This is a genomic window from Bradyrhizobium sacchari (assembly GCF_002068095.1).
Classification (GTDB): Bacteria; Pseudomonadota; Alphaproteobacteria; order Rhizobiales; family Xanthobacteraceae; genus Bradyrhizobium; species Bradyrhizobium sacchari.
The window spans coordinates 162,742-186,366 of record NZ_LWIG01000033.1 but is presented as its reverse complement, the minus strand read 5'-3'; the positions used below and the strand labels follow the sequence as shown (position 1 = coordinate 186,366).

Genomic DNA, 23,625 nt, shown 5'->3' with positions numbered 1-23,625 from the left:
CAGCTTCATCCGATGGCCCCGCACCATCTGCCGTTCTATCTCGCGCCGGGAAGCGGCACCGATACGCTGATGGTGGTGATGGGCGTGTTTCTGATCGGCACAATCCTTTGGGTCGGCACGCTCTATTGGAAACTGCATAGCCTGCCGGAGCGGATGGCGCACAAATCGCAGAAACTGCAGTTCGAGTTTGTCGCCGTGCTCGGCCTGATCTCGTTGTTCACGCACATGCACATCTTCTGGGTCGCGGGTCTTCTGCTTGCGTTGATCGATCTGCCCGACTTCGGCACGCCGTTGCGCAGCATAGCCGGGTCTGTCGAGAAGATTGCCGACGCGACGCCGGCTGCCGATGGCGGCGGGGACGTTCCGGCCGAGGCTGCGGCGGCGCCGCCTCCGGCTGACAAGCCGGGATCCGCCCGGGAGAAGGAGCACAGCCATGTTTGAGCTGATGTTCTGCTCGCTGCTGACGATCCTGCCCGACTACCTCTACCGCCGTTACGCCCAGGGCAAACGCTTCGGCAAGGAGATCACCTTCTTCTCGGTCTGGTACGAGCTGCGCTGGGGCATCACCGGCTGCCTGATGTTGACGGTGTCGCTGATCACCATGATCTTCTACTTCCACCCGACGACGTCGTCGGCCACGTTGTACTTCCGCACGGTGCCCATCCTTCCCGAAGGCTCGGGCCGTGTTGCCGAAGTCAAGGTCGGCTTCAGCGCGCCGGTCAAGAAGGGCGACGTGCTGTTCACGCTCGACAGCTCGAAGCAGCAGGCTGCATTCGAGACCGCCAAGCGAAAAATTGCAGAGGTCGATGCCGCCATCCAGACGGCGCAGGCCGACGTGGTCAAGGCGGAAGCGCAGATCGGAGAGGCGAAAGCCAACTACCAGCAGGCCAAGGACGAGCTCGAGGTCAAGAGCGAACTGCAGCGCCGCAACCCCGGCATCGTGCCGCAGCGTGACATCGAGAAGCTCCAGGTCCTGGTCGATCAGCGCCAGGCCGGTGTCGATGCAGCAACCGCCGCGAAGCAATCCGCATCCTTGCAGATCTCCACCCTGCTGCCGGCGCAAAAGGCCAGCGCCGAGGCCGCGCTGGATCAGGCCCAGGTCGATCTCGACAAGACTGTCGTCCGTGCCGGCGTGGACGGGCGGGTCGAGCAGTTCCTGGTTCGCCCCGGTGACGTCGTCAACCAGCTGATGCGCCCGGCCGGCGTCCTGATTCCGGAAGAGGCCGGCCGAAAGGTTCTCCAGGCCGGCTTCGGCCAGATCGAGGCGCAGGTGATGAGGACCGGCATGGTGGCGGAGGCGACCTGCATTTCCAAACCGTGGGTGATCATCCCGATGGTGATCACGACCGTGCAGGACTACATCGCCGCCGGGCAATTCCGGTCCGGCGAGCAATTGCTGGAAGCGCAGAACGCCGTTCGTCCCGGCACGATCCTCGTGTTCCTGGAGCCGCTTTACAAGGGAGGGTTGGAGGGGTTGACGCCGGGCTCGAGCTGCATCGTCAATGCCTACACCAGCAACCACGAGGAGATCTCCGCCAAGGATACGCCGACCAGCCGGAAGATCGCGCTGCACGTCGTGGATGGCGTCGGCCTTGTCCACGCATTGCTGCTGCGGATCCAGGCGCTGCTGCTGCCGATCCAGACACTTGTGCTGAGTGGCCATTGAACGGCGAGAAAGGACGGATCACATGGCTTCACGGAAATGGGGCACGCTCGGCGCGACGGTCATCTCGCTGGTCGTTGCAGCCGCCAGCGCCGAGGCCCTCGATCTCAACGGCGCCTGGGCCAGCGATGCCGACAATTGCAGCAAGGTGTTCGCGCGCACAGGCGCGCAGCTCGGCTTCACCGATATGTCGGACGTCTATGGCGGCGGCTTCATCGTCGACGGAGATCAGATTGTCGGCAAATTCGCGCGCTGCCGGATCAAGGCGCGGAAGGACAACGGCCCGAACGTCAACCTGGTTGCGGCCTGCGCCACCGACATGATGCTCTCCAGCATTCAGTTCAGCCTGAAGGAACTCGACGCAAACAGCATCGTCCGGCTGTTCCCGGGCATGGAGGACATGGAGATCCGCTATCACCGTTGCCCGGCCTCTTAACAAGAGGTCGCTCTCGCGGGCTGTCCGAGCGCGACGATTGTCGCTAGAATTGCCCGGAAAGCAGCCGCCGGAAGCTGCGGGGATTGGAGCTGAGCGGACGCATGTCCTCTGACTCGGTCAGGTCGTGGTCGGCCGCACTGTTCTGCCTGGGCCTGTTCGTCGCCACGTGCATGTCGCCTGATCGTGCCGATGGCGCCGAGCGAAGCCTGCGCGGCGAGCTCAAGCGCGTGCTGGTGCTGCATTCATTCGGCCGCGAGTTTCGGCCGTGGAGCGAATACGCACGCGACATCAAATCCGGGCTCGAGCGGCAATCGCCATGGCCGCTCGACATCCAGGAGCATGCGCTGCTCACGGCGCGGTTCAACAATCCCGGTCCCGAGGCGCCCTTCGTCGAGTATCTGCACTCGCTCTACCAGGGGGCGTTGCCCGATATTGTGCTCACCATTGGCGCGCCCGCCGCCCGCTTTGCCCAGAAATACCGCGCGAGACTGTTTCCCGATGCGCCGTTGATACTTTCCGCGGTCGAGTACCGGCTGATCGACCGCGCCAATCTCACCGACAACGACGTCGTCGTGGCGATCCGCAACGATTTCGTGGCTGCCTTCGACAACATTCTTCAGGTGCTGCCGGATACGAAGGCGGTCGCAATCGTGATCGGTGCCTCGCCGCTCGAGAAGTTCTGGATAGAGGAGCTGAAACGCGAGCTGAAGCCGCTGGAGGAGCGGTTGGAGCTCATCTGGTATTCGGACCTGTCATTCGAGGAGATCCTGAAACGTGCGGCAAGGCTCCCCCCGCACACGGTGCTGTTCTGGGGCCTGATGTCGGTCGACGCAGCCGGAATCGTCCACGAGAGCGACATCGCCCTGCGCAGCCTGCACGCGGTTGCGAATGCGCCGATCTTTTCCTACCAGGACCCGTTCTTCGGGGGCAGCACCGTCGGCGGCCCCATGCATTCGGTTGCGGAAACGAGCTCGAGGACCATCAGCGTCGCTCTCCGTGTCCTCGGAGGGGAAAAACCCGCGAGCATCAGCTATGAGCCGCTCGGTTTCGCAGCGCCGAGATATGATTGGCGGGAATTGCAGCGCTGGGGCATCAGCGAGAGTCGCTTGCCTGACGGCAGCGAGATCCTGTTTCGCGAACCGAATATCTGGGAGCGCTATCGCTGGCAGATGCTGATGATCTCGGCCGTATTCCTGGTGCAGGCCGGGCTCATCAGCGGGCTGCTGCAGGAGCGCCGCCGCCGCCGGCTTGCCGAAGTGGAATCGCGCCAGCGACTGGCGGAACTCGCCCACGTGAACAGGTACTCGGCCATAGGCGAGTTGACGACCTCGATGGCGCATGAATTGAACCAGCCGCTCGGATCCATTCTGACCAACGCGGAGACCGCGGAGCTGATGCTGAAGGCGACTCCGCCCGATATCGACGAGATCAGGCAGATCCTCGCCGACATCAGACGTGACGACCATCGGGCGAGCGAGGTGATCCGCAGGCTGCGCAGCGTCCTGAAGAAGACGCCGTTCGAGGTCAGGCATATCGAGCTGAACGACACGGTGCGGGAAGCGATCGGGCTGGTGAGCGCCGTCGCCGACGGCCGCCGCATCGCGCTCACCTACATGCCTGCGTTTGCGGATCTGCATGTCAAGGGCGATCCCGTGCAGCTTCAGCAGGTCGTGCTCAATCTGGTCATCAACGCGATGGATGCAGTCTCGGACGCCGGCATGAAGAAGCGCGAAATCACGGTCTCGACCATGCGCGCCGAAAACCAGGCCGAGATCAGGATTTCCGATACTGGTCCAGGCATTGCCTCGGCGGATCTCGGAAACGTCTTCAATCCGTTCTTCACGACCAAGCCGCAGGGCATGGGAATGGGACTTGCGATCGTGAAGACCATCATCGAGGCCCATCACGGCACGATTGCCGCTGAGAACCAGCCCTGGGGCGGTGCCCTGTTCACGATCCGGCTGCCGCTCATTCGCTGACAGCGGTATCTTGATCTCGATCAAACCTCCGTCCCACTGAAGCCGTTTCCTTTCGCGGTTGCGTCATGGCCGGGCTGGGCGCGGGCATGGTGGGGGTTAATGGTTTGATCATGAAACGCCGCGAGTTCATGGCTCTGCTTGGCGCGACGGCTGCGTTTCCGGTCGCGGCGCGGGGGCAGGAGAGGGCACCGTGGCAGTCGATGCCGTCGGTGGGTGTGCTGACAGGCAATGTTGCGGGCGATCCCGGCGCCCAGATGCGTGTCGATGCATTCCAGCAGGGGATGGCCGATCTCGGCTGGATCGCCAACCAGAACTACCGGCTTGAAATTCGCTGGCCGGGTCCCAATCCGGCGCGGCAGAAACTGGAGGCGCTCGAGCTCGTGGCCGCCATGCCGGACGTCCTGTTTGCGACCAGCACGGGCACGACCCGGGCACTGCGCGAAGCGACCCAGAGGATTCCGATCGTCTTCGTCGGGCTCTCGGATCCGGTCGGGACTGGCCTGGTCGCCAATCTGGCGCGACCGACCGGAAATCTGACCGGCTTCTCGCTCTACGAGCACTCGATGAGCGGGAAGTGGCTTAGCCTGCTCAAGGACATGGTGCCCGGCATGACTCATGCCGCGGTCCTGTTCAATCCGGACTCGGCACCCTATGCGCCATTCTACATCGAGGCCGCGCACCAGATGGAAAGCCGCCTCGGCATGAAGATCGCCGGCGCGAGCGTTCGAAGCGGAGCCGACATCGCCGGGGTGATCGAGGCGGCGGCGCGCAATGGAGCAGGCCTTGTCGTGCTGCCGGACGGCGGTTTCTTCGGCGCACAGAGCGCGATAACGATTCCCCTGCTGGCACAGCGCCGCGTGCCGGCCATCTTCGCAGTTCGCTTCTATGCCGCCAATGGCGGCCTGATGTCGTATGGCGCCGATCTGACCCAGCAGTTTCGCGATGGTGCCGGCTATGTCGATCGCATCCTGCGAGGCGCAGACATCCGCACGCTTCCGGTGCAATTCGCCAGCAAGTTCGAGCTCGTCATCAACATGAAGGCGGCCAATGCGCTTGGGCTGACGGTGCCAGGCCGGCTTCTGATGGAAGCCGAGCTGATCGAGTGAAGCCTTCGCTCTCGCGTTGCAACAGATGCGCAGCCTCCGGTTTCGTTGATCTCGATCAACAAACACCCATGCCACGGCCCCGATCTTCGCGGGCGGAAAGTTGGATGGAGGGTGGAATGTCTCGCTGCAGCAAAACCCTGATCGCGGTTATGCTGATGCTGGCGATGCCGGTAGCGGCCATGGCGCAGACGGCCGACAAGCCGGCGACGCCGAGCGCGCAGGCACAGCCGGCTACACCGCCGGCGCCGGCAGCCGAGCTGTTGAAGCCGGAGCAGCTCGAGGCGCTGGTTGCACCGATCGCGCTCTATCCCGACGAGCTGCTCGCCAACGTGCTGGCCGCCTCGACCTATCCGCTCGAAGTGGTGCAGGCCGATCGCTGGCTGAAGGAGCATAAGAACTTGAAGGGCGACGCGCTGAAGACGGAGGTCGACAAGCAAGGTTGGGACGACAGCGTCAAGGCGCTCGCGAGCACGGCCGAAGTCCTTGCCATGATGAGCGACAAGCTCGACTGGACCCAGAAGCTGGGTGATGCCTTTCTCGCTCAGCAGCCCGACGTGATGGATGCAATCCAGCGTCTGCGCAACAAGGCCTATGACAACAAGAAGCTCGTCACCACCAAGCAGCAGAAGGTCAGCGTCCAGTCACAGGAGGGCAAGCAGGTCGTCGTCATCCAGCAGGCCAATCCGGCGGAAATGTACGTGCCGTATTACGATCCAGCGACGGTCTACGGCACCTGGCCCTATGCGGAATATCCGCCGTATTATTGGGGCTATCCCTCCTATATCGGCGCCGGCGTCGTCGCGGCCGGGCTCGCCTTCGGCACGGCCTGGGCGATCGGACGCTGGGGCAATTACTGGGGCGGCGGCTGCAACTGGGGCAACCGCAACGTCTACGTCAACCATCGCACCACCAACATCAATGCCGGCTGGCAGCACAATCCGGCGCACCGCCAGGGCGTGCGCTACAGCAACACCAATGTGCAGCAGCGCTTTGGCAACAACAATCTGAAGGCCGGCGTATCGGACCGGATGGATTTCCGCGGCCGCGACGGCAACCAGGTGCTGCGTCCGAACCAGGGCGCTGGAGATCGCGCCGGCGATCGTGCAGGTGATCGTGCAGGTGATCGTGCAGGTGATCGTGCAGGTGATCGTGGAGGCCCCGGTGACCGCGCTGGCAACCGCGGCGATCGTCCTGGTGCCGGAGATCGCCCCAGTGCGGGAACGCGCGATCGGCCGGGCGGCGGGGATCGTGCCAAGGGCGGCGGTGACCGCGCCAAAGGCGGCGGAGATCGCGCCAAGGCCGCGAATCGGGCCGGCGGCGGTGCGGCCAATCGTGGCGGTGGCGGCAATCGCGGGGGCGCAATGAACGTCTCCTCCGGCCGGGCGGCGGCCGCAGCTTCGGCGCGCGGACGCGCCAGCATGGCGAGCATGCCGCGCGGTGGCGGCNGCCAAGCTTTGCCGGTCGCGGTGGCGGGGGCGGCATGGCGATGCGTGGCGGCGGAGGCGGCGGCTTCCGCGGGGGAGGCGGAGGAGGTGGTTTCCGCGGCGGCGGTGGCCGGCGCTCCGATATCGCCCTGAAGCACGACATCGCGCTGCTCGGCCATCTCGGCAACGGTCTCGGCTATTATCGCTTCAGCTATATCGGCAGCGACAAGGCCTATGTCGGCGTCATGGCGCAGGAGGTCGAAAGCGTGATGCCCGATGCGGTGACGCGCGGCAGCGACGGCTATCTGCGCGTCCACTACGAAAAGCTTGGTCTGAAATTCAGCACCTACAGCGATTGGCTCGCCGGCGGCGCGAAGATTCCTGCGGAGGTCGCGCCATGATCGGTCTGAAGTCGCTCTATCGCGCGGTACTGCCGGGCATCGTGGTGCTGGCACTGCTGGGATCGGCGTCACACGCGCAGGAATCCTACAAGACGCCGGAGGATGCAGCCGCGGCCCTCGCTGCTGCGGCCAAGAGCGGTCCGCGCGACCTCCTGAAGGTGCTGGGCCGGGCAGCGGACGACATCGTCTCGTCCGGCGACGAGGTCGCCGACGCCGACATCCGCGCGCGGTTCGTTTCGATGTATGAGGCCAAGCACGCGATCAAGGCCGAAGGCAACAAGACGGCCACGCTGCTGCTCGGGCCGGACGACTTCCCGTTCCCGATTCCGCTGGTCAACAACAAGAACGGCTGGGAGTTCGACACCGACGAAGGCCGCATCGAGGTGCTTCGCCGCCGCATCGGCCGCAACGAGCTCGACGCGATCCAGACCGCGCTCGCTTATGTCGACGCGCAGAACGAATATGCCGACAAGGATCGCGGCGAGGGCGTCGGCGTCTACGCGCAACGCTTCGTTTCCACGCCCGGCAAGAAGGACGGCCTGTTCTGGCGCGATGATGCGGATCCGAGTCCGCTCGGCGCGCTGGTCGCGGAGGCTTCGGCGGAAGGCTACAAGCAAGGCGCGGGCGATGAGCCGGCTCCCTATCATGGCTATTTCTTCCGCATCCTGAAGGGACAGGGGGCCGATGCGCCCGGCGGCGCACTCAACTACGTCGTCAAAGGCAAGATGATCGGCGGCTTTGCGCTGATCGCGTGGCCTGCGGAGTACGGCAATTCCGGCGTGATGACCTTTCTGGTCAACCATGCCGGCACCGTCTACCAGAAGGATCTCGGCACGCGGACCGGCTCCATCGCGCCGCGCATGACGCTGTTCGATCCCGACCAGACGTGGAAGAAGGTCGATGCCGAGAAGCCTTAGACCAGACCGCGTCCTGCGCGCCATCGCAGCCGGCCTCGCAGCGCTGACGCTAGTCCTGCTTGCGATGCCGGCTACGCCATCGTTTGCACAGGCGAGCGGGCAAGTCCGCGTCAAGTTCGTCAAGGCCGGTCTTCTGGTCGGCGGCGGGGCGGGCAGCGGCGTGTTGACCTATCGCGGCCGGAACTATCCTTTCAGCATCGCCGGCCTCAGCTTGGGCATCACGGCCGGCGCGAGCGTCGGCCGGTTCGAAGGGCGGGCGTCGGGAATCCGGGAGGTCGCCGACTTTAGCGGGACGTACAGTTCCGTCGGCGGCGGCTTCGCGCTGGTTGGCGGCATCAATGGCATTCAGTTGCGCAACGAGAAGGGCGTGACGCTGGTGCTGCAAGGGCCAAAAGCCGGCCTGGAGCTCGCGGCCAATATCAGCCAGATCACGATCTCGCTGAAATGAGACGGTCCGGGACCCCGCCGAGCAGCCCGTCGCCGTCGAATCCTATCGTCCCCGATTTGGTAAATCGTGGCCAAAAGAAGAAGTTGAATTCCATAAGCTACTGAGATCACGTGGTTATTTGACACTGTAGTGTCTCGGCAACAATGTGGTACGAATACATCAGTCTCCGCCCGCCGCGGACCCGTTTTCAGCACCCATTGCCGGAATGACCAGCGCAGATACCTCGGCCGCATCCTTTGACACGGCCCCAGCCGAAGAGCCGCGGCGCTGGTCGCCCCGGCGCTGGCTGGCGCCCTTTGCCGTGGCGTTGGCTCTGCTGTCGGGCCTGCTGACCTTCCTCGTCCTGACTGGCCTCACGCGGATCGACCCGACGCCGGAGGTGGTCCGCTCGTTCTACCTGATCAACGCCGGCACGATCCTGCTGCTGGTCGGGATCATCGTCCGGGAACTCTGGCAGCTGATCCTGGCGCGGCGGCGGGGAAGGGCGGCAGCGCGCCTGCATGTCCAGATCGTCAGCCTGTTCTCGATCGTCGCCGTGCTGCCGGCGGTGCTGGTCTCGGTCGTCGCCAATATCACCCTCGAGCGTGGCCTCGACCGGCTGTTCTCCGGGCCGACCAAGGAGGTGATCCAGAACTCGCTGGATATCGCGCGGGCCTACATGCAGGACCATGCGCAGCTGATCCGCGGCGACATTCTCGGCATGGCCAACGACATCGCCCACGCGAGGCCGCTCTACGACCAGGACAGGCGCTCGTTCCGAGAAATGCTGACCGCCAGTGCCAGCTCCCGCAACCTGCCGGGCGCGATGATCATCGACAAGAACACCAACATCCTAGAATCCGCCGACACCGGCATGCGGCTGGCCTATTCGCCGCCGGCGCCGGACTTTCTCAGCAATGTCAGCGACACTGAGCCGGAAATCGCGGTCCTGCCCGATGCGAGCTTCGTCGCCGCCGTGATCCGGCTGCGGGCTTTCAACGAAACGTTCCTCTATGTCGCGCGGCCGCTCGATCCGAAGGTGGTCAACCAGCTCAAGCAGACCGAGATCAGCGTCGCCGAATATGCCCAGATCGAGTCGCGACGGCTCGGCATCCAGGTCGCCTTCGCGCTGATGTTCGCGGTGATCGCGTTGACCATCCTGATGGCCTCGGTGCTGATCGGGCTGAATTTCGCCAACTCGCTGGTGGCGCCGATCCGGCGGCTGATGAACGCCGCCCATACGGTTTCAACCGGCGATCTCCACGTGAAGGTGCCGGTGCACCAGTCGGAGGGCGACCTCGCCCAGCTGGGCGAGACCTTCAACAAGATGACGCAGGAATTGCGCAGCCAGCGCGACGAGCTCGTCAACGCCAGCGACCTTATCGACAGCCGCCGCCGCTTCATCGAGGCCGTGCTGTCGTCGGCGAGCGCCGGCATCATCGGCGTCGATACCTCGGGCAGCGTCGGCATCCTCAACCGCTCCGCCGAGAAGCTGATCGGGCACTCCGAAGCGGAGACGCTGGGCCATCCGCTGTCCGACGTGCTGCCCGAGCTCGACGAGATGATGAAGACGGCGCGGGAAGGGACCCAGCGCCTGGTGCAGGGCCAGATCACGATCACCCGCGACGGCACCGAGCGCAACCTCTCGGTCCGCGTCAGCGCCGAGAAGAACCAGCCGCACGACAGCTACATCATCACGCTCGACGACATCACCGAGCTGGTCTCGGCGCAGCGCACCTCGGCCTGGGGCGACGTCGCGCGCCGCATTGCCCACGAGATCAAGAACCCGCTGACGCCGATCCAGCTCTCCGCCGAGCGTATCCGCCGCAAGTTCGGCAAGGACATCACCGAGGCCAAGGACAAGCAGATCTTCGATCAGTGCACCGACACCATCGTGCGCCAGGTCGACGATATCCGCCGCATGGTCGACGAGTTCTCGCGCTTTGCGCGGATGCCCAAGCCCGTGATGGAGGGCGAGGACGTCGCCGACACAGTGCGGCAGGCGGTGTTCCTGATGAAGGTCGCCCATCCCGAACTCGATATCGAGGCGGAATTCAAAGAGGATCCGCTCCGCGCTCAGTTCGACCGGCGGCTGATCTCCCAGGCCGTCACCAACATCGTCAAGAACGCCACCGAGGCGATCGAGCAGGTCCCGCCGGAGGAGCTTGGCAAAGGCCGTATCGACGTCGTGGTCTCGCGCGTGGGCGAGGACGTGCTGATCGACGTGATCGACAACGGCATCGGCCTGCCCAAGGTCGCGCGCTCGCGGCTGCTCGAGCCCTACGTGACCACACGCGCCAAGGGCACCGGCCTTGGCCTTGCGATCGTCGGCCGCGTGCTGGAAGACCATGGCGGGCGCATCGAGCTGAAGGACGCCTCCGACTTCCGCGAAGGCCAGCGCGGCGCCTGGATGCGGATGCGCTTTGCGATTTCCGGCCAGGCCAAGAAGGCCGAGGGAGCCGAGCCGGCACCGGTCGCGAAGGACGCGGCCGGAGCACAGGCCAGCGATCCGGTCAAGGACATGGCGCCGGAAACAAAAGAGCCGGCGGCCGGAACCAAAGAGCCGGACGAAAAGACCAATGATTCAACGAAAATCGAAGCCTCAACAGGCAGCTGACAAGACAGGCGCGACCCATGGCTAGTGAAATTCTGATTGTCGATGACGAGGCCGATATCCGGGATCTCGTCGCGGGCATTCTCGAAGACGAGGGGTTCGTCACCAGGACCGCACGCGACAGCGACACGGCGCTCGCCGAGATCGCCAATCGCCGGCCGCATCTGGTGTTCCTCGACATCTGGCTACAGGGCTCCAAGCTCGACGGCCTGCAGCTCCTGGAGCAGGTCAAGAAGGACAATGCCGACCTGCCGGTCGTGATGATCTCCGGCCACGGCAACATCGAGACCGCGGTCGCCGCGATCAAGCGCGGCGCCTATGACTTCATCGAGAAGCCGTTCAAGGCCGACCGGTTAATCCTGGTCGCCAATCGCGCGCTGGAGAACTCGCGGCTGAAGCGCGAAGTCAAGGAGCTGAAACAGCTCGCGCCGAGCGCAAGCCAGCTCGTCGGTCGCTCGCCCAGCATGAACCAGCTCCGCCAGACCATCGATCGCGCCGCCAAGGCCAATAGCCGCATCCTGATCGTCGGCCCCGCCGGCGCCGGCAAGGAGCTGACCGCGCGCACGCTGCATACGGCCTCGGGCCGCGCCGACGGTCCCTTCGTAGTCATCAACGCCGCCGCGATCACGCCCGAGCGGATGGAGCACGAGCTGTTCGGCATCGAGCAGTCCAACGGCGAGCAGCCGCGCAAGCCCGGCGCGCTCGAAGAGGCGCATGGCGGCACGCTCTTCATCGACGAGATCGCGGACATGCCGCGCGAGACCCAGAACAAGATCCTGCGCGTGCTGGTCGAGCAGTCGTTCCAGCGCGTCGGCGGCACCGCCAAGGTGCAGGTCGACGTGCGCATCATCTCGTCCACCGCGCGCAACCTGGAAGAGGAGATCGCGGCCGGCCATTTCCGCGAGGACCTCTATCATCGCCTCTCGGTGGTGCCGATCCGCGTGCCGGCGCTGTCGGAGCGTCGCGAGGACATTCCGGAGCTGATCGACTATTTCATGGAGCAGATCTCGGCCGGCAGCGGCCTCCCCAAGCGCCAGATCGGGCAGGACGCGATGGCGGTGCTGCAATCGCATGTCTGGCCCGGTAATGTGCGCCAGCTCCGCAACAATGTTGAAAGAGTCATGATTCTGGCCGCGGGCGGACCGGAGGTCATCATCACCGCCGACATGCTGCCGCAGGACGTCGGCTCGATGGTGCCGGCGATGCCGACCAGCAACAACGGCGAACACATCATGGGCCTGCCATTGCGGGAGGCACGCGAAGTGTTCGAGCGCGACTACTTGATTGCACAGATCAGCCGCTTCTCAGGAAATATTTCTCGAACGGCCGAGTTCGTTGGCATGGAACGGTCGGCGCTGCATCGGAAGCTGAAGGCACTCGGCGTCGGTTAATACCGGCCCGCATACAGAAAACGCGCAAAACGAAGAAGGCCAGCGCCGCGACGTCGCGGCGGCTCGTCAGGGATAAACGAGGAAAATCATCGATTTCCGTAGTTTTTCGGGGCAATAGGGCATGGGCTGCCGCGTGAAGCGGCTTGCCTAATATCCCGACCTGTCCTCTAATCGAACCGCTGTTCCTTCCGAGGGGGATCTCATGAGGAGCGGCAACCGGAAGAGGCTCCGAATTTCACAAAGAGGGCCGCATCCGGCGCAATAAAAAGAAACTCAAAGCGAGAAAAAAACAATGGCGGCAGACCGCGCACAAAACCTACAGGACACCTTCCTTAATCACGTTCGCAAAACCAAGACGCCACTGACGATCTTTCTGGTCAACGGAGTGAAGCTCCAGGGCATCGTGACCTGGTTCGACAATTTCTGTTTGCTGCTTCGGCGCGACGGTCACTCGCAGCTGGTCTACAAGCATGCGATTTCGACCATCATGCCGGGCGCCCCGATCCAGTTGTTCGAAGGCGGCGAGGATCAGCCGGCTTGAGAGTGATCTGATTGGAACCCCGGAATTTCGACGGGGATGCCGACCGTCCGCGGCCGGCAGGGGCTAAGCAGACGGGGCGGGTGCTTGTCGTCGGCCCCTATTTGCGGGTGCGCGCGGGAAGTGCCGACGCGCAGTCGGAGAGCCATGTCGTGCGAGACGCCGAGGCCCGGCTCGATGAAGCCGCAGGCCTCGCGCGCGCGATCGACCTTGTCATTGCCGATGCGATCATCGCGCCGATCAGCCAGATCCGGCCCGCCACCTATATCGGCAAGGGCAAGGTCGAGGAGATCGCTGCGCTGGCCAAGAGCCTCGACGTCGACCTCGTGGTGATGGATTGCGCGCTGGCGCCGATCCAGCAGCGCAATCTCGAAAAGGAGCTGCACGCCAAGGTGCTCGACCGCACCGGTCTCATCCTGGAAATCTTCGGCCGCCGCGCCAAGACCAAGGAAGGCTCGCTCCAGGTCGAGCTCGCCCATCTCAACTACCAGCGCTCGCGCCTGGTTCGTTCGTGGACCCATCTCGAACGCCAGCGCGGCGGCTTCGGATTCATGGGCGGTCCGGGCGAGACCCAGATCGAGGCCGACCGCCGCCTGATTCAGGAGCGCATCACCAAGCTCGAGAGCGAGCTGAAGAAGGTGCAGGCGACGCGCCGGCTGCATCGCGCCGGCCGCCAGCGCGTGCCGTATCGCGTCGTCGCGCTGGTCGGCTACACCAATGCCGGCAAGTCGACGCTGTTCAACCGCCTGACCCGCGCCGACGTGCAGGCCGCCGACATGCTGTTCGCAACGCTCGATCCGACCCTGCGCGCGCTCAACCTGCCGCATGGCGGCAAGGCCATGCTGTCCGATACTGTGGGCTTCATCTCCAATTTGCCGACACAGCTCGTCGCCGCCTTCCGCGCCACGCTGGAAGAGGTGCTGGAGGCCGACGTCATCCTGCACGTGCGCGACATCTCGCATGAGGATGCCGAGGCGCAACAGAGCGACGTTGACGCCGTCCTGCGCCAGCTCGGCATCAATCCGGATGATAGCGGCCGCATCATCGAGGTCTGGAACAAGATCGACCGCTACGATCCCGAACAGCGCGAGGAGCTTCTGAACGTCGCCGCGCGCCGGCCGGAGGATCATCCGGCGATGCTGGTCTCTGCAGTGTCAGGCGAGGGCATCGACGCGCTGCTCGCCGCGATCGAGCAGCGGCTCGCCGCCAAGCGCACCACGCTCGATCTCTCCATCGACGCCGCCGACGGCGCCGGCATCAGCTGGCTGCATCGCAATTCCGAGGTGCTGGCCAAGGAACTGCACGACGGCCGCTTCGACATGACGGTGCGGGTGGACGAGACCAAGCGGGATATCGTGGTGAACAGGTTCGATGCCGTGCCGCGCGTGGCGTGACTATCTCCGTGATCGTCCCGGATCTGCGCGCGCTTGGCCGGGACGACCGCGGAGTTAGCGGCGGGCCTGGTTGGTTCTCTCGGCTGTCGTCAGCTGTTGCTCCTCGCCCTTGGCCGCATTCCACAGCGCGTCCATCTCCGCCAGCGACGCCTGCTCCAGCGTCCGCCCCTGCGCCTCCAGCGCCCGCTCGATGAACGCAAAGCGTCGCTCGAACTTTGCGTTGGTTGCGCGCAACGCGGCTTCCGGATCGGCGTCGACGTGGCGGGCGAGGTTGACCAGCGCGAACATGAGGTCGCCGGTTTCTTCCGCCAGCTCCTGCTTGTCATTGCGGTCGAGCGCCGCTTCGATCTCATCGGCTTCCTCGCGGATCTTTTGCAGAACCGCGCGCGGGTCGTTCCAGTCGAAGCCGACGGTGGAAGCCTTGCGCTGCAGCTCCATGGCGCGGGTCAGCGCCGGCTGGCCGGCCTTCACGCCCGATAGCAGCGACTTGTGCGCCGGCGTCTTCTCCGGCGGCCGGCGGGCGGCGCGCTCGGCCTTCTCCTCGGCTTTGATGCGGTCCCAGACCTCCTTGACGTGGTGGGGGGCGAGATTGCCGTTCTTGTCGGCGAAGACGTGGGGATGGCGCCGGATCATTTTTCGCGTGATGGCCTCGACCACGTCGCCGAACGCAAAGGCGTTCTGCTCTGAGGCCATCTGGGCGTGGAACACGACCTGGAGCAGGAGGTCGCCGAGCTCCTCGCGGAGGTCGTCGAGGTCGCCGCGGGTGATCGCATCCACCACCTCGTAGGCCTCCTCGATCGTGTAGGGGGCGATCGTCGCAAAATCCTGCTCAAGGTCCCAGGGACAGCCTGTCACCGGCGTGCGCAGTGCCGCCATGATCTCGATCAGGCGGGAAATGTCGCGGGAAGGGGTCATTGCGGGGCGTCTCCTGGGTCCGAAACCTTATGCCAAAAGCGGGCCGCCGATCCCAGCGCCGGCATGCGGAACAGGCCGATTTCCACCGATTGGCTGATACGTTTTGCGGTGCTAAAGCGCGGGCCATGAGTGACGCATTTTCCTCCGACACCGCGCTGGTGCTGTTCTCCGGCGGCCAGGATTCGACCACCTGCCTCGCCTGGGCGCTGAGCCGCTTTGCCCGGGTGGAGACGCTGGGCTTCGAGTACGGCCAGCGCCACGCCATCGAGCTTGTCTGCCGCGACCGCCTGTTCGACGGCCTCAAGGGCCTCCGCGCCGATTGGGCCGCAAGGCTCGGCGAGAGCCACACGCTATCGATCCCGACGCTGGCGGCGGTGTCCGAGACGGCGCTGACGCGCGATGTCGCGATCGCGATGGGCGCCGACGGCCTGCCGAATACGTTCGTGCCGGGCCGCAACCTGGTGTTCCTGACCTTCGCCGCGGCGCTGGCCTACCGGCGCGGCATCACCCATATCGTCGGCGGCATGTGCGAGACGGATTACTCCGGCTATCCCGATTGCCGCGACGAGACCATCCGCGCCATGCAGGCCGCGCTCTCGCTCGGCATGGCGCGCAAATTCGAACTGCATACGCCGCTGATGTGGATCGACAAGGCCGCGACCTGGAAGCTGGCCCACGACCTTGGAGGCGACGGGCTGGTCGATCTCATTCGCGAGCAGTCGCACACCTGCTATCTCGGCGAACGCGGCGCGCAACACGACTGGGGTTACGGCTGCGGGGCGTGCCCGGCTTGCAGCCTGCGGGCAAAGGGATGGCGGGAGTTCGTGGCCGGGAAGTAGCGTTCACCCCCAAACAATGGCCACAGGCAACGGATCGATCGCGCGTTCCGGGGCCGACCTTGTCGAGGGCTTTCACGTCACTTGCCCAAGGGCATGAACATCAGCCGAAGGGCGGCGTCCGAAGCACAAAGCTTGTCTTGATTTGCTCCCAGGGTCTCCACGGATCCGAACGGTCACCGCAGCCTGATTTGTAGGCCGTCGACACGGCAGACAGGCTCGCCGCGGTCGGCTTCTCGATCAGCATATTCCCGACCAGAAGTCCTTCGACATTGGTCGCCTTGGGGTCCGTGAAGCCCACAATGAGATTGACGAGTCTCTGGTTACCACCTCCGGAATCGAGCAAGACCAGCATCTGCGCCGAATATTTGGTGAGTAGCTGCTTGTCCGGCGCGAGGAAACATCCATACCGGATCGACGCACCGATCGGCCAGCCCGCGATCTTCGCCGCGAGAGAATCCTTGAGCACCCCGGGGCTGGGTGGCAAGAGATCAGCCGCGTCGAACGACTCGGTCGCGACCCTTGCATCGAAGTACGGCGCCAGCTTTTTGGCACGAGCTTCGGGTGAGAGGTTCGTCGCGGAGATCGAACTGAGCGCGCGACCAAATTCGTTGAGAAACTCCTTGATCGCGCTCCAGCGGATCGGATCCGTGGCGTCCTTTGCCGGATCTCGCGGGAGATCGCTGTTCTCCTGCGGCATTGCGCGGGCGCCGAGGGGATCTGTCAGTCCCATGGTCTTGAGGGCCTCGCGTTCGATCGCCCTGAAGCAGGGATCCTTCAGATCCTTGACTGTATCGTCTCCGAACTTGTCGAACTCCTTGGCAATCTCTTCCTTCGTGAAGAGATATCCGAGCGCCTCACGAATCTTGCCGCATCCTGTCCTCGACGTGTCGACGTCCTTGCTGATGACCATCGTGTCCCAGTTGCCTGCCTTTGTCGTCAGATAGGCAGCAATGTCGATCCCCGTCTTCTCGGATATGAGCTTCTGGAGGGGAGCGCCTGGCGCGTTCAGTTTCGGGCCGGTGAACGTCAGGAAGGCAGAACGTTTGCCAATCCGGGATATCGTGAATTTCGAATTGTCGGAGAGGATGAGGGTCACGCTCTGTTCATTGACGTCGAACGTGGTCTGGGGCTGCTGCGTGTTGACTTCGTCGAACGCCTTGGCGATCTCGTCAATATCTCTCTTATTATCCTTGATCGCGTCGCTGATCTTTGTGGCTTCCGCGGCAATCACCGCGCCGACCGGTCCCGCAAAAACGAAACCAAGCACTTTCGAAAGGATGCGGATGGCACTTCGAGGTCGACCGAAAGAGCGAATTCACGATTTTGGGACAGCAGCCCGACGGACCACGCGCGATCGACAAACTGCCGTGCGAAGCGCTCGAAAATACGCAACTATTGATTGCAATAGACTGTTGGCAAGCGCCAGGATGATACAACCGCCGATATGGATTTGAAGAGGTTTTTTTGCGATCTGAAGTGGCCGGGCGTACCAGCTAGCCAAAATCTTCCGGCCTGAGCTCAATCGGCTTGCCATGCGGCGTGCGATCCGCGGCGTGGTCCCAGGCGTTGCGATAGCGATGCAGCGTCTCCGGTGACGCGACGCCTTTGCGTGCGACGAGGCCTTCCAGCGTGGCGAGCCAGTGCAGGTAGTAGGTCTCGCCCGTATCAGGATCGCCGGCGGCCTGCGCGCGCTTGATCTCGTCAGCGAGCGCTGCGGCCCATTCGGGCCAGGTGAACACGCCACGCTCGTGGAGCGTCAACGCCATCGCAAAGGCATGCGCCTCCCATGGCGCGCGAAACACCGGGCCGTCGTCGTCGCGGGGAATGCTCGGAATGGCCGCCGTCGCGGCGGCAGCAGCCGTGCTGCTCATCACGCCGGGTCCAGATACGGCTCAAACGCGTCGATCGACACCTTCAGCGTCGGGTCGCCATCCTCGCCCCAGAGATCGCGGCCATCGAACACGACGGTGTAGAGCCATTGAGGATTCTCGCCGCGCTCCATCGCCGCCGTGTCAGGAAACACGTGGCAGCCATGGTTCAGCTCGACCACGCCGACATGGCCGCGCACATAGCGCGGCAGCCGCGTGTGCGTCGCCGGATGAATGTTCTTCGCGCGCACGCGGTCGCCGATGTTGAATTTCGCCGGTTCAGGGGCAGGGCGGGCAAACTTGCCGCGCACCATGACGCGTTCGACCTGGGTGAGATCGAACTTGCCGTGTTTGAGCGCCTTTCCCGGCTGCATCGCGTGACCGGCGGCGACTTCCTCCCGCGTGAGGTAGCCCTTCTCGATCAGCATCTCCTCGAGCCCGAGGAACCACTTCTTGTAGTAGGAGCTCGAGAGGTAGACATGCGGCGGGATCGTTTCGCGATAGAAGCGCGAGGTGTCGATGTTGAAGGCACCGGCCGCGCCCATCGCGCGCACCATGGCCAGCACACGCGACTCCCACTCCTCATGAAACATCGGCTCGTTGAGCTCGGCCTCGACCTTGCCGAACCCGTCCATGCCGCCCATGTCGTGCACGCCGTTCATGACGGCGCTCCCGGCGTCTTCGGGAATCCGGTCCCGATCATGGAGTCACGCGTGACCAGCTCGGCGAGCTGCTCCTCGCTCCAGCCTTCGGTGCCGGCGGGGCGCATCGGCAGCACCAGGAAGCGGGTCTCGGCAGTCGAGTCCCAGACCCGGATCTCCATGTCCTTCGGCAGGGTCACGTCGAAATCGGCGAGCACGCCGCGCGGATCCTTCACCGCGCGCGAGCGATAGGGCGCGGCCTTGTACCAGACCGGCGGCAGCCCCAGCATTTCCCATGGGTAGCAGGAGCACAGCGTGCACACGACCATGTTGTGTCGCTCAGGCGTGTTCTCGACCACCACGAGATGATCGCCGACGCGGCTGACATGACCGAGCGTGCCGATCGCCTTGCTGCCGTCCTCCAGCAGCGCCTTCTTGAAGGCCGGATCGGTCCAGGCCTTGGCGACGACGCGCGCCCCGTTGTGCGGACCGATCTTGGTCTCGTAGGCCTGGATGATGGCATCGAGCGCGGCCGGCTCGACATAGCCTTTTTCGGTCAGGATCGTCTCGAGCGCGCGCACGCGCAGCTCGGTCTCGGACAGCTCGGAATGGTCGTGATCGTGGTCGTGATGATGCTCGCTCATGGCGCGAAGATAGTCCTAGAATCCGGGCCTTGTCGAGGCGAAGACTCTGCTAACATCGCCCCATGGGCTTGGCTGGACGAACCGGAATAGCCGCCGCAATCGCGGCTCTTGTCGCACTTGCGGCGCAGGATGCGCGCGCCGCGAATGGCGCCTATGCGGTGGATGCCGCCGACATCTCCGAGGTCGGATCCTGCAAGGTCGAAAGCTGGATGTCGGCGGCGGCCAACAGCGATTTCCTGGCGGTCGCCAATCCCTCCTGCGTCGTCGATCCCTTCAGGCCGATCGAGCTGAGCATGCAGACCATCCGCGCCCGCAGCGATGGCGACTGGAGCACGACGGTCGCGCCGAAAGCCAAGACCAATTTCATCCCGACCGGTGTCGGCCGTTGGGGTTTGTCGGCCTTTGGCGGCGGATCATTCGACGCGGCGACCGGCGAGGCGCTGTCCGCCTTTGCTGTCATCCCCGCGACTTATCGCCTGTCGGAGACCATGCGCATCAACGTCAATGGCGGCTGGCTCTGGGATCGCACGGTCGATCGCCACTACCTGACCTACGGCATCGGCTTCGACTGGAAGTTCACCGACACGTTGCAGTGGACGATCGAGGCCTTTGGCCAGGCCGGCGCATCCGAGGTCGCGAGCGTCGTGCAGCCGCGCTTCCAGACCGGCGTCCGCTATAGGCCGAACGAGATCTTTTCCGTCGACGTAATCTACGGCCGCAACATCACCGGCGAGAACGCCAACTGGATCACCATCGGCACCACCATCCGGTTTCCGGCCCATGGCAGCGAGCCGGAGCATCGGCGCACCGGACATTTGTGAGCCTGCGGAAAATCGGGCGCGGAACGACCGAACCCGCGTCAGGCCATTGATCGCGCTGCGGACAGTTCGTATACGCCGAGTTGGGACAAAGCGGCCCGGCCAACGGGCTCGCACAATACGACGACAATCGAGGGGGAGGGCCCATGGCCGCTAGCTCGCAGGCGCCCGAGGGACAAGGGTTCCGCTGGAAGCTGATCGCGCCGCTCGTGGTGTGGCTGGCGATCTATCTGTGGCCCGTTCCCACGGGGCTCAACCTCAATCAGTGGCACTATTTTGCCGTTTTCGCGGCCGTCATCACCGGGCTCATCCTGGAATCGATGCCGGTCGGCGCGGTCGGCTTCATCGGCCTGACGGTCGCGGGCGTCGCCGGCTATGTCGATCCCGATCCCGGTAAATCATTGCGCTGGATGCTGGCGGGCTTTGCCGAGAGCACGGTTTGGCTGATCGTCGGCGCCTTCGTGTTCTCGATCGGCTATCGCAAGAGCCAGCTCGGCCGCCGCATCGCGCTGGTGCTGGTGCAGCGGCTCGGTCGCAACACGCTCGGCCTCGGCTATGCCGTCGCCATGTCGGATTTCCTGCTCGCGCCGGCAACGCCGTCCAACACCGCGCGCAGCGGTGGCATCGTCTACCCCATCATCAGCAACATCCCGCGCATCTACGGATCCGAGCCGGGTCCGACCGCCGGCAAGATCGGCACCTATGTGATGTGGACGGCTTTTGCTGCGACCGCCATCACCAGCTCGTTGTTCTTCACCGCGCTCGCCCCCAATGCGGCGGCGCTGGCCATCGCCAAGAAGACCGCGGGCGTTGAGGTGAGCTGGGCGCAATGGTTCATGGGTTTTGCACCGCTCGGCATCCTGCTGATGGTGCTCGTTCCGCTGCTCAGCTATCTGGTCTGTCGTCCCGAGGTGAAGCGCAGCCCGGAGATTTCCGAATGGGCAGCGAAGGAATTGTCGGCCATGGGGCCGATGTCGCGCAACGAATGGATCATGCTGGCGCTGATCGTGCTCGCGATGTTCCTGTGGATCGCCGGCTCGAGCCCGGACATCCATGTCCCGGTGCTCGGCTCGAACTTCGTCAACGCCACCACCGTCGTCTTCATCGTGATCTCCCTGATGCTGGTCACGGGGGTGATCGAGTTTGCCGACATCGTCAGCGAGAAGAGCGCCTGGGAGGTGTTCTTCTATTTCACCTCGCTGCTGACGCTGGCCTCGGGCCTCAACGAGATCGGCTTCATCAAATGGTTCGCGACCGAATACGCCAAACCGCTCGCGGGGCTGTCGCCGGCGACCGCGATGATCCTCCTGGTCGCGCTGTTCTTCTGGATCCACTATTTCTTCTCGAGCATCACCTCGCATGCCGCCGCCGTGCTGCCGGTGGTGCTCGCGGTCGGCTCCGGCATCCCCGGTCTGCCGGTCACGACGCTGGCCATGCTCTGCATGTATTCGCTCGGCCTGATGGGCGTGATCTCGCCCTATGCGACTGGACCGGCGCCGATGTATTTCGGCAGCGGCTATATCGGGAAAGGGCAGTTCTGGGGTTTTGGGCTGATCTTCGGGGTGCTTTATTTCGCCGGGCTTCTGCTGATCGTGCTGCCCTGGTTGCAGGTCCGCTCAGCCGGCCCCTAGGCTGATACCCCCTCGCGGGAGAATATTCTTCTCCGGGGAGGGATTGGGGAAACTTCGTCCAACTCCCCGCAAATGTCTGAAATTGCAAGAAAGATCAGAAAAGGCGATAGTGTGTTGCAGTGCAGCGCGCCGCCCCCGACGATCCTGCTGCTGTTCCACCCCCGTCGCTGCTGCGACCTCGTCTGTGCGCCTTCGGGGCAGGCGAGCTAGATATCGTGCATGAAAGCTGTTTCCATGAACGCGCGCCCATCGCTGCTGGTCGGAGAGCCGATCGAGACACGCCCGGCGATCGCCGCCGAACCGGACGCCATGGTCCGTTTCGAAGGCGTCTCGAAAACCTATCCGGCCTATCGCGGCAAGCCCGGCGTCAACGCGCTGCAAAACATCGATTTCGCGATTCCGCGCGGCTCCATCACCGGCGTGATCGGCCGCTCCGGCGCCGGCAAGTCGAGCCTGGTGCGCCTGATCAACGGGCTGGAGAAGCCGAGCACGGGCCGCGTCATCGTCGACGACAGGGACATCTCGGCGCTCGCAGGCCGCGAGCTGCGGCTGGCGCAGCGCTCGATCGGGATGATCTTCCAGCACTTCAACCTGCTGTCCTCGCGCACCGCCGCCGACAACATCGCGCTGCCGCTCGAGATCGCCGGCTGGACCAAGGCCGACATCCGCGCGCGCGTCGCTGAGCTGCTCGCGCTCGTCGGCATCGCGGACAAGCATGATCGCTATCCGTCGGAACTCTCCGGCGGCCAGAAGCAGCGCGTCGGCATCGCGCGAGCCCTCGCCACGCGACCGAGCGTGCTGCTGTCGGACGAGGCGACTTCGGCGCTCGATCCGCAGACCACGCGCGCGATCCTCGACCTGCTCGCCAACATCAACCGCGAATTGGGGGTGACCATCGTGCTGATCACCCACGAAATGTCCGTGGTGCGCCAGCTCGCCAAGGAAGTTGTCGTGCTTGACGCCGGGCATGTGGTCGAGAGCGGCCATGTCGCCGACATCTTCACTCATCCCAAGCACACGATCACGCAATCCTTCCTGGCGGAGGTGATCGGCGACAGCCTGCCGGTGTCGCTGGCGAGCCGGATCGTTCCGGAGCGATCCGCTGGCGGGCAGGCCGTGATCCGCATCCAAGTGCGCGGGGCAGGGGCCGGCGACACGGTGGTGGCGCGCCTTGCGCGCGATCTCAGTCTCGACGTCGCGCTGCTGTCGGCCCGCATCGACGAGATCGGCGGCCAGCACGTCGGCTCGCTCGTTCTCGGTGTCCCCGGCAGCGAGGACGTGCAGGCGCGGGTCCTTGGCTGGCTGTCTCAATATCAATTCTCGGCGGAGCATCTCGGCTATGTCGCCTGAACTCATCAATCTGATCATCCAGGCCACGGGCGAGAGCCTGTACATGGTCGGCATCGCGGCAGCTCTCGGCACCGCCTTCGGCCTGCCGCTCGGCGTCTTCCTCGCGACCAGCCGGAAAGGCGAGCTGTTTGCCGCGCCACTCGTCAATCGCGTGCTCGGCGCCGTCGTCAATGCGACGCGGTCCACGCCCTTCATCATCCTCGTCGTCGCCATCATCCCGTTCACCCGGCTCGTTGCCGGCACCTCGATCGGCTCGACCGCGGCGATCGTGCCGCTGACCATCGCCTCGGCGCCTTTCATTGCGCGCCTCGTCGAGGCCGCGATCCGCGAGGTCGACGGCGGCCTGATCGAGACTGCGTCCTCGTTCGGCGCCTCGCCCATGCAGATCGTGCTCAAGGTGCTGATCCCCGAGGCGCTGCCCGGTCTCTTGCTGGCGTTGACGCTCGCGGTGGTCAGCCTGCTCGGCTACTCCGCCATGGTCGGCGCGGTCGGCGGTGGGGGACTGGGCGATCTCGGCATCCGCTATGGCTACCAGCGTTTCATGCCGGAGATGATGCTCGCCGTCGTGGTCGTGCTGATCGCGCTGGTGCAGCTCGTGCAGAGCGCCGGAGATTATCTGGCGCGGCGGG

The 23,625-nt window shown here is 64.5% G+C and carries 22 protein-coding genes and 1 pseudogene; 18 read left to right on the top strand and 5 right to left on the bottom strand.

Annotation, left to right across the window (positions count from 1 at the left end; all coding sequences use genetic code 11):
* Positions 1-12 precede the first annotated feature (12 nt).
* From A5906_RS28885 to hflX, 13 genes and pseudogenes are all read left to right on the top strand, one after another.
* Positions 13-441, top strand: coding sequence for a hypothetical protein (locus A5906_RS28885; protein ID WP_080138817.1), 429 nt, complete (start codon positions 13-15; stop codon positions 439-441).
* Positions 434-1,666 (top strand): HlyD family secretion protein, encoded by a 1,233-nt coding sequence (locus tag A5906_RS28880; RefSeq protein ID WP_080138605.1) that lies wholly within the window; start codon positions 434-436, stop codon positions 1,664-1,666. The genes A5906_RS28885 and A5906_RS28880 overlap by 8 nt, the downstream gene beginning before the upstream one ends.
* A 22-nt stretch (positions 1,667-1,688) precedes the next feature.
* Positions 1,689-2,099: a hypothetical protein gene (locus A5906_RS28875; protein ID WP_080138604.1), complete on the top strand. Its 411-nt coding sequence runs from the start codon at positions 1,689-1,691 to the stop codon at positions 2,097-2,099.
* Positions 2,100-2,200: 101 nt separating this feature from the next.
* Complete coding sequence (locus A5906_RS28870; RefSeq protein ID WP_080138816.1) at positions 2,201-4,078, top strand: sensor histidine kinase; 1,878 nt, start codon at positions 2,201-2,203, stop codon at positions 4,076-4,078.
* Positions 4,079-4,188: 110 nt separating this feature from the next.
* Complete coding sequence (locus tag A5906_RS28865) at positions 4,189-5,184, top strand: ABC transporter substrate-binding protein (RefSeq protein WP_080138603.1); 996 nt, start codon at positions 4,189-4,191, stop codon at positions 5,182-5,184.
* A 116-nt stretch (positions 5,185-5,300) separates the two neighbouring features.
* A pseudogene (locus tag A5906_RS28860) lies at positions 5,301-6,629 on the top strand (DUF3300 domain-containing protein); the annotation flags it as partial.
* Position 6,630: 1 nt separating this feature from the next.
* Positions 6,631-7,009, top strand: a 379-nt coding sequence (locus A5906_RS45240) for a tail fiber domain-containing protein (protein WP_245326958.1), incomplete at its 5' end; no start/stop codon positions are given.
* A complete protein-coding gene (locus A5906_RS28855; RefSeq protein WP_080138602.1) occupies positions 7,006-7,926 on the top strand; it encodes a DUF2950 domain-containing protein in 921 nt (306 codons plus the stop codon). The genes A5906_RS45240 and A5906_RS28855, both read left to right, overlap by 4 nt.
* Entirely contained in the window at positions 7,910-8,374 is a 465-nt protein-coding gene (locus A5906_RS28850; RefSeq protein WP_080138601.1) for a hypothetical protein, read from the top strand. The genes A5906_RS28855 and A5906_RS28850 overlap by 17 nt, the downstream gene beginning before the upstream one ends.
* A 205-nt stretch (positions 8,375-8,579) precedes the next feature.
* Complete coding sequence (locus A5906_RS28845; protein WP_080138600.1) at positions 8,580-10,970, top strand: sensor histidine kinase NtrY-like; 2,391 nt, start codon at positions 8,580-8,582, stop codon at positions 10,968-10,970.
* Between the two features lie 17 nt (positions 10,971-10,987).
* The gene (gene ntrX, locus A5906_RS28840; protein ID WP_080138599.1) at positions 10,988-12,358 is read left to right on the top strand and encodes a nitrogen assimilation response regulator NtrX; all 1,371 of its coding nucleotides are present in this window, start codon (positions 10,988-10,990) and stop codon (positions 12,356-12,358) included.
* Positions 12,359-12,650: 292 nt separating this feature from the next.
* Positions 12,651-12,899, top strand: a complete 249-nt coding sequence (gene hfq / locus A5906_RS28835) for an RNA chaperone Hfq (protein ID WP_007591126.1) — start codon at positions 12,651-12,653, stop codon at positions 12,897-12,899.
* Positions 12,900-12,910: 11 nt separating this feature from the next.
* The gene (hflX, locus tag A5906_RS28830; RefSeq protein ID WP_080138598.1) at positions 12,911-14,290 is read left to right on the top strand and encodes a GTPase HflX; all 1,380 of its coding nucleotides are present in this window, start codon (positions 12,911-12,913) and stop codon (positions 14,288-14,290) included.
* A gap of 54 nt (positions 14,291-14,344) precedes the next feature.
* Here the strand turns inward: hflX and mazG are convergent, their stop codons facing one another.
* The gene (gene mazG / locus A5906_RS28825) at positions 14,345-15,205 is read right to left on the bottom strand and encodes a nucleoside triphosphate pyrophosphohydrolase (RefSeq protein ID WP_080138597.1); all 861 of its coding nucleotides are present in this window, start codon (positions 15,203-15,205) and stop codon (positions 14,345-14,347) included.
* 125 nt (positions 15,206-15,330) lie between these two features.
* Here mazG and queC point away from each other — a divergent pair, with 125 nt between their 5' ends.
* Positions 15,331-16,044, top strand: coding sequence for a 7-cyano-7-deazaguanine synthase QueC (gene queC / locus A5906_RS28820; RefSeq protein WP_080138596.1), 714 nt, complete (start codon positions 15,331-15,333; stop codon positions 16,042-16,044).
* A 100-nt stretch (positions 16,045-16,144) separates the two neighbouring features.
* Here the strand turns inward: queC and A5906_RS28815 are convergent, their stop codons facing one another.
* The 4 genes from A5906_RS28815 to nthA all read right to left on the bottom strand — a co-directional run bounded on the left by A5906_RS28815 (position 16,145) and on the right by nthA (position 19,197).
* A complete protein-coding gene (locus A5906_RS28815; RefSeq protein ID WP_080138595.1) occupies positions 16,145-17,311 on the bottom strand; it encodes a hypothetical protein in 1,167 nt (388 codons plus the stop codon).
* A 226-nt stretch (positions 17,312-17,537) separates the two neighbouring features.
* Positions 17,538-17,915, bottom strand: a complete 378-nt coding sequence (locus A5906_RS28810; RefSeq protein WP_080138594.1) for a nitrile hydratase accessory protein — start codon at positions 17,913-17,915, stop codon at positions 17,538-17,540.
* Entirely contained in the window at positions 17,915-18,574 is a 660-nt protein-coding gene (gene nthB / locus A5906_RS28805) for a nitrile hydratase subunit beta (protein WP_080138593.1), read from the bottom strand. Before nthB ends, A5906_RS28810 begins: the two co-directional genes overlap by 1 nt.
* Complete coding sequence (gene nthA / locus A5906_RS28800; RefSeq protein WP_080138592.1) at positions 18,571-19,197, bottom strand: nitrile hydratase subunit alpha; 627 nt, start codon at positions 19,195-19,197, stop codon at positions 18,571-18,573. The genes nthB and nthA overlap by 4 nt, the downstream gene beginning before the upstream one ends.
* A gap of 62 nt (positions 19,198-19,259) precedes the next feature.
* On the opposite strand from nthA, the gene A5906_RS28795 reads away from it, so the two are divergent.
* From A5906_RS28795 to A5906_RS28780, 4 genes are all read left to right on the top strand, one after another.
* Positions 19,260-20,018 (top strand): hypothetical protein, encoded by a 759-nt coding sequence (locus tag A5906_RS28795; RefSeq protein WP_080138591.1) that lies wholly within the window; start codon positions 19,260-19,262, stop codon positions 20,016-20,018.
* A gap of 143 nt (positions 20,019-20,161) precedes the next feature.
* Positions 20,162-21,646: a DASS family sodium-coupled anion symporter gene (locus tag A5906_RS28790; protein WP_080138590.1), complete on the top strand. Its 1,485-nt coding sequence runs from the start codon at positions 20,162-20,164 to the stop codon at positions 21,644-21,646.
* A 219-nt stretch (positions 21,647-21,865) separates the two neighbouring features.
* Positions 21,866-22,996 carry a methionine ABC transporter ATP-binding protein gene (locus tag A5906_RS28785; RefSeq protein ID WP_167523407.1) on the top strand — a complete coding sequence of 377 codons (1,131 nt, stop codon included), beginning with the start codon at positions 21,866-21,868 and terminating at the stop codon, positions 22,994-22,996.
* Positions 22,986-23,625 (top strand): methionine ABC transporter permease (locus A5906_RS28780; protein WP_080138815.1); only part of this gene is annotated, 640 nt, incomplete at its 3' end. The genes A5906_RS28785 and A5906_RS28780, both read left to right, overlap by 11 nt.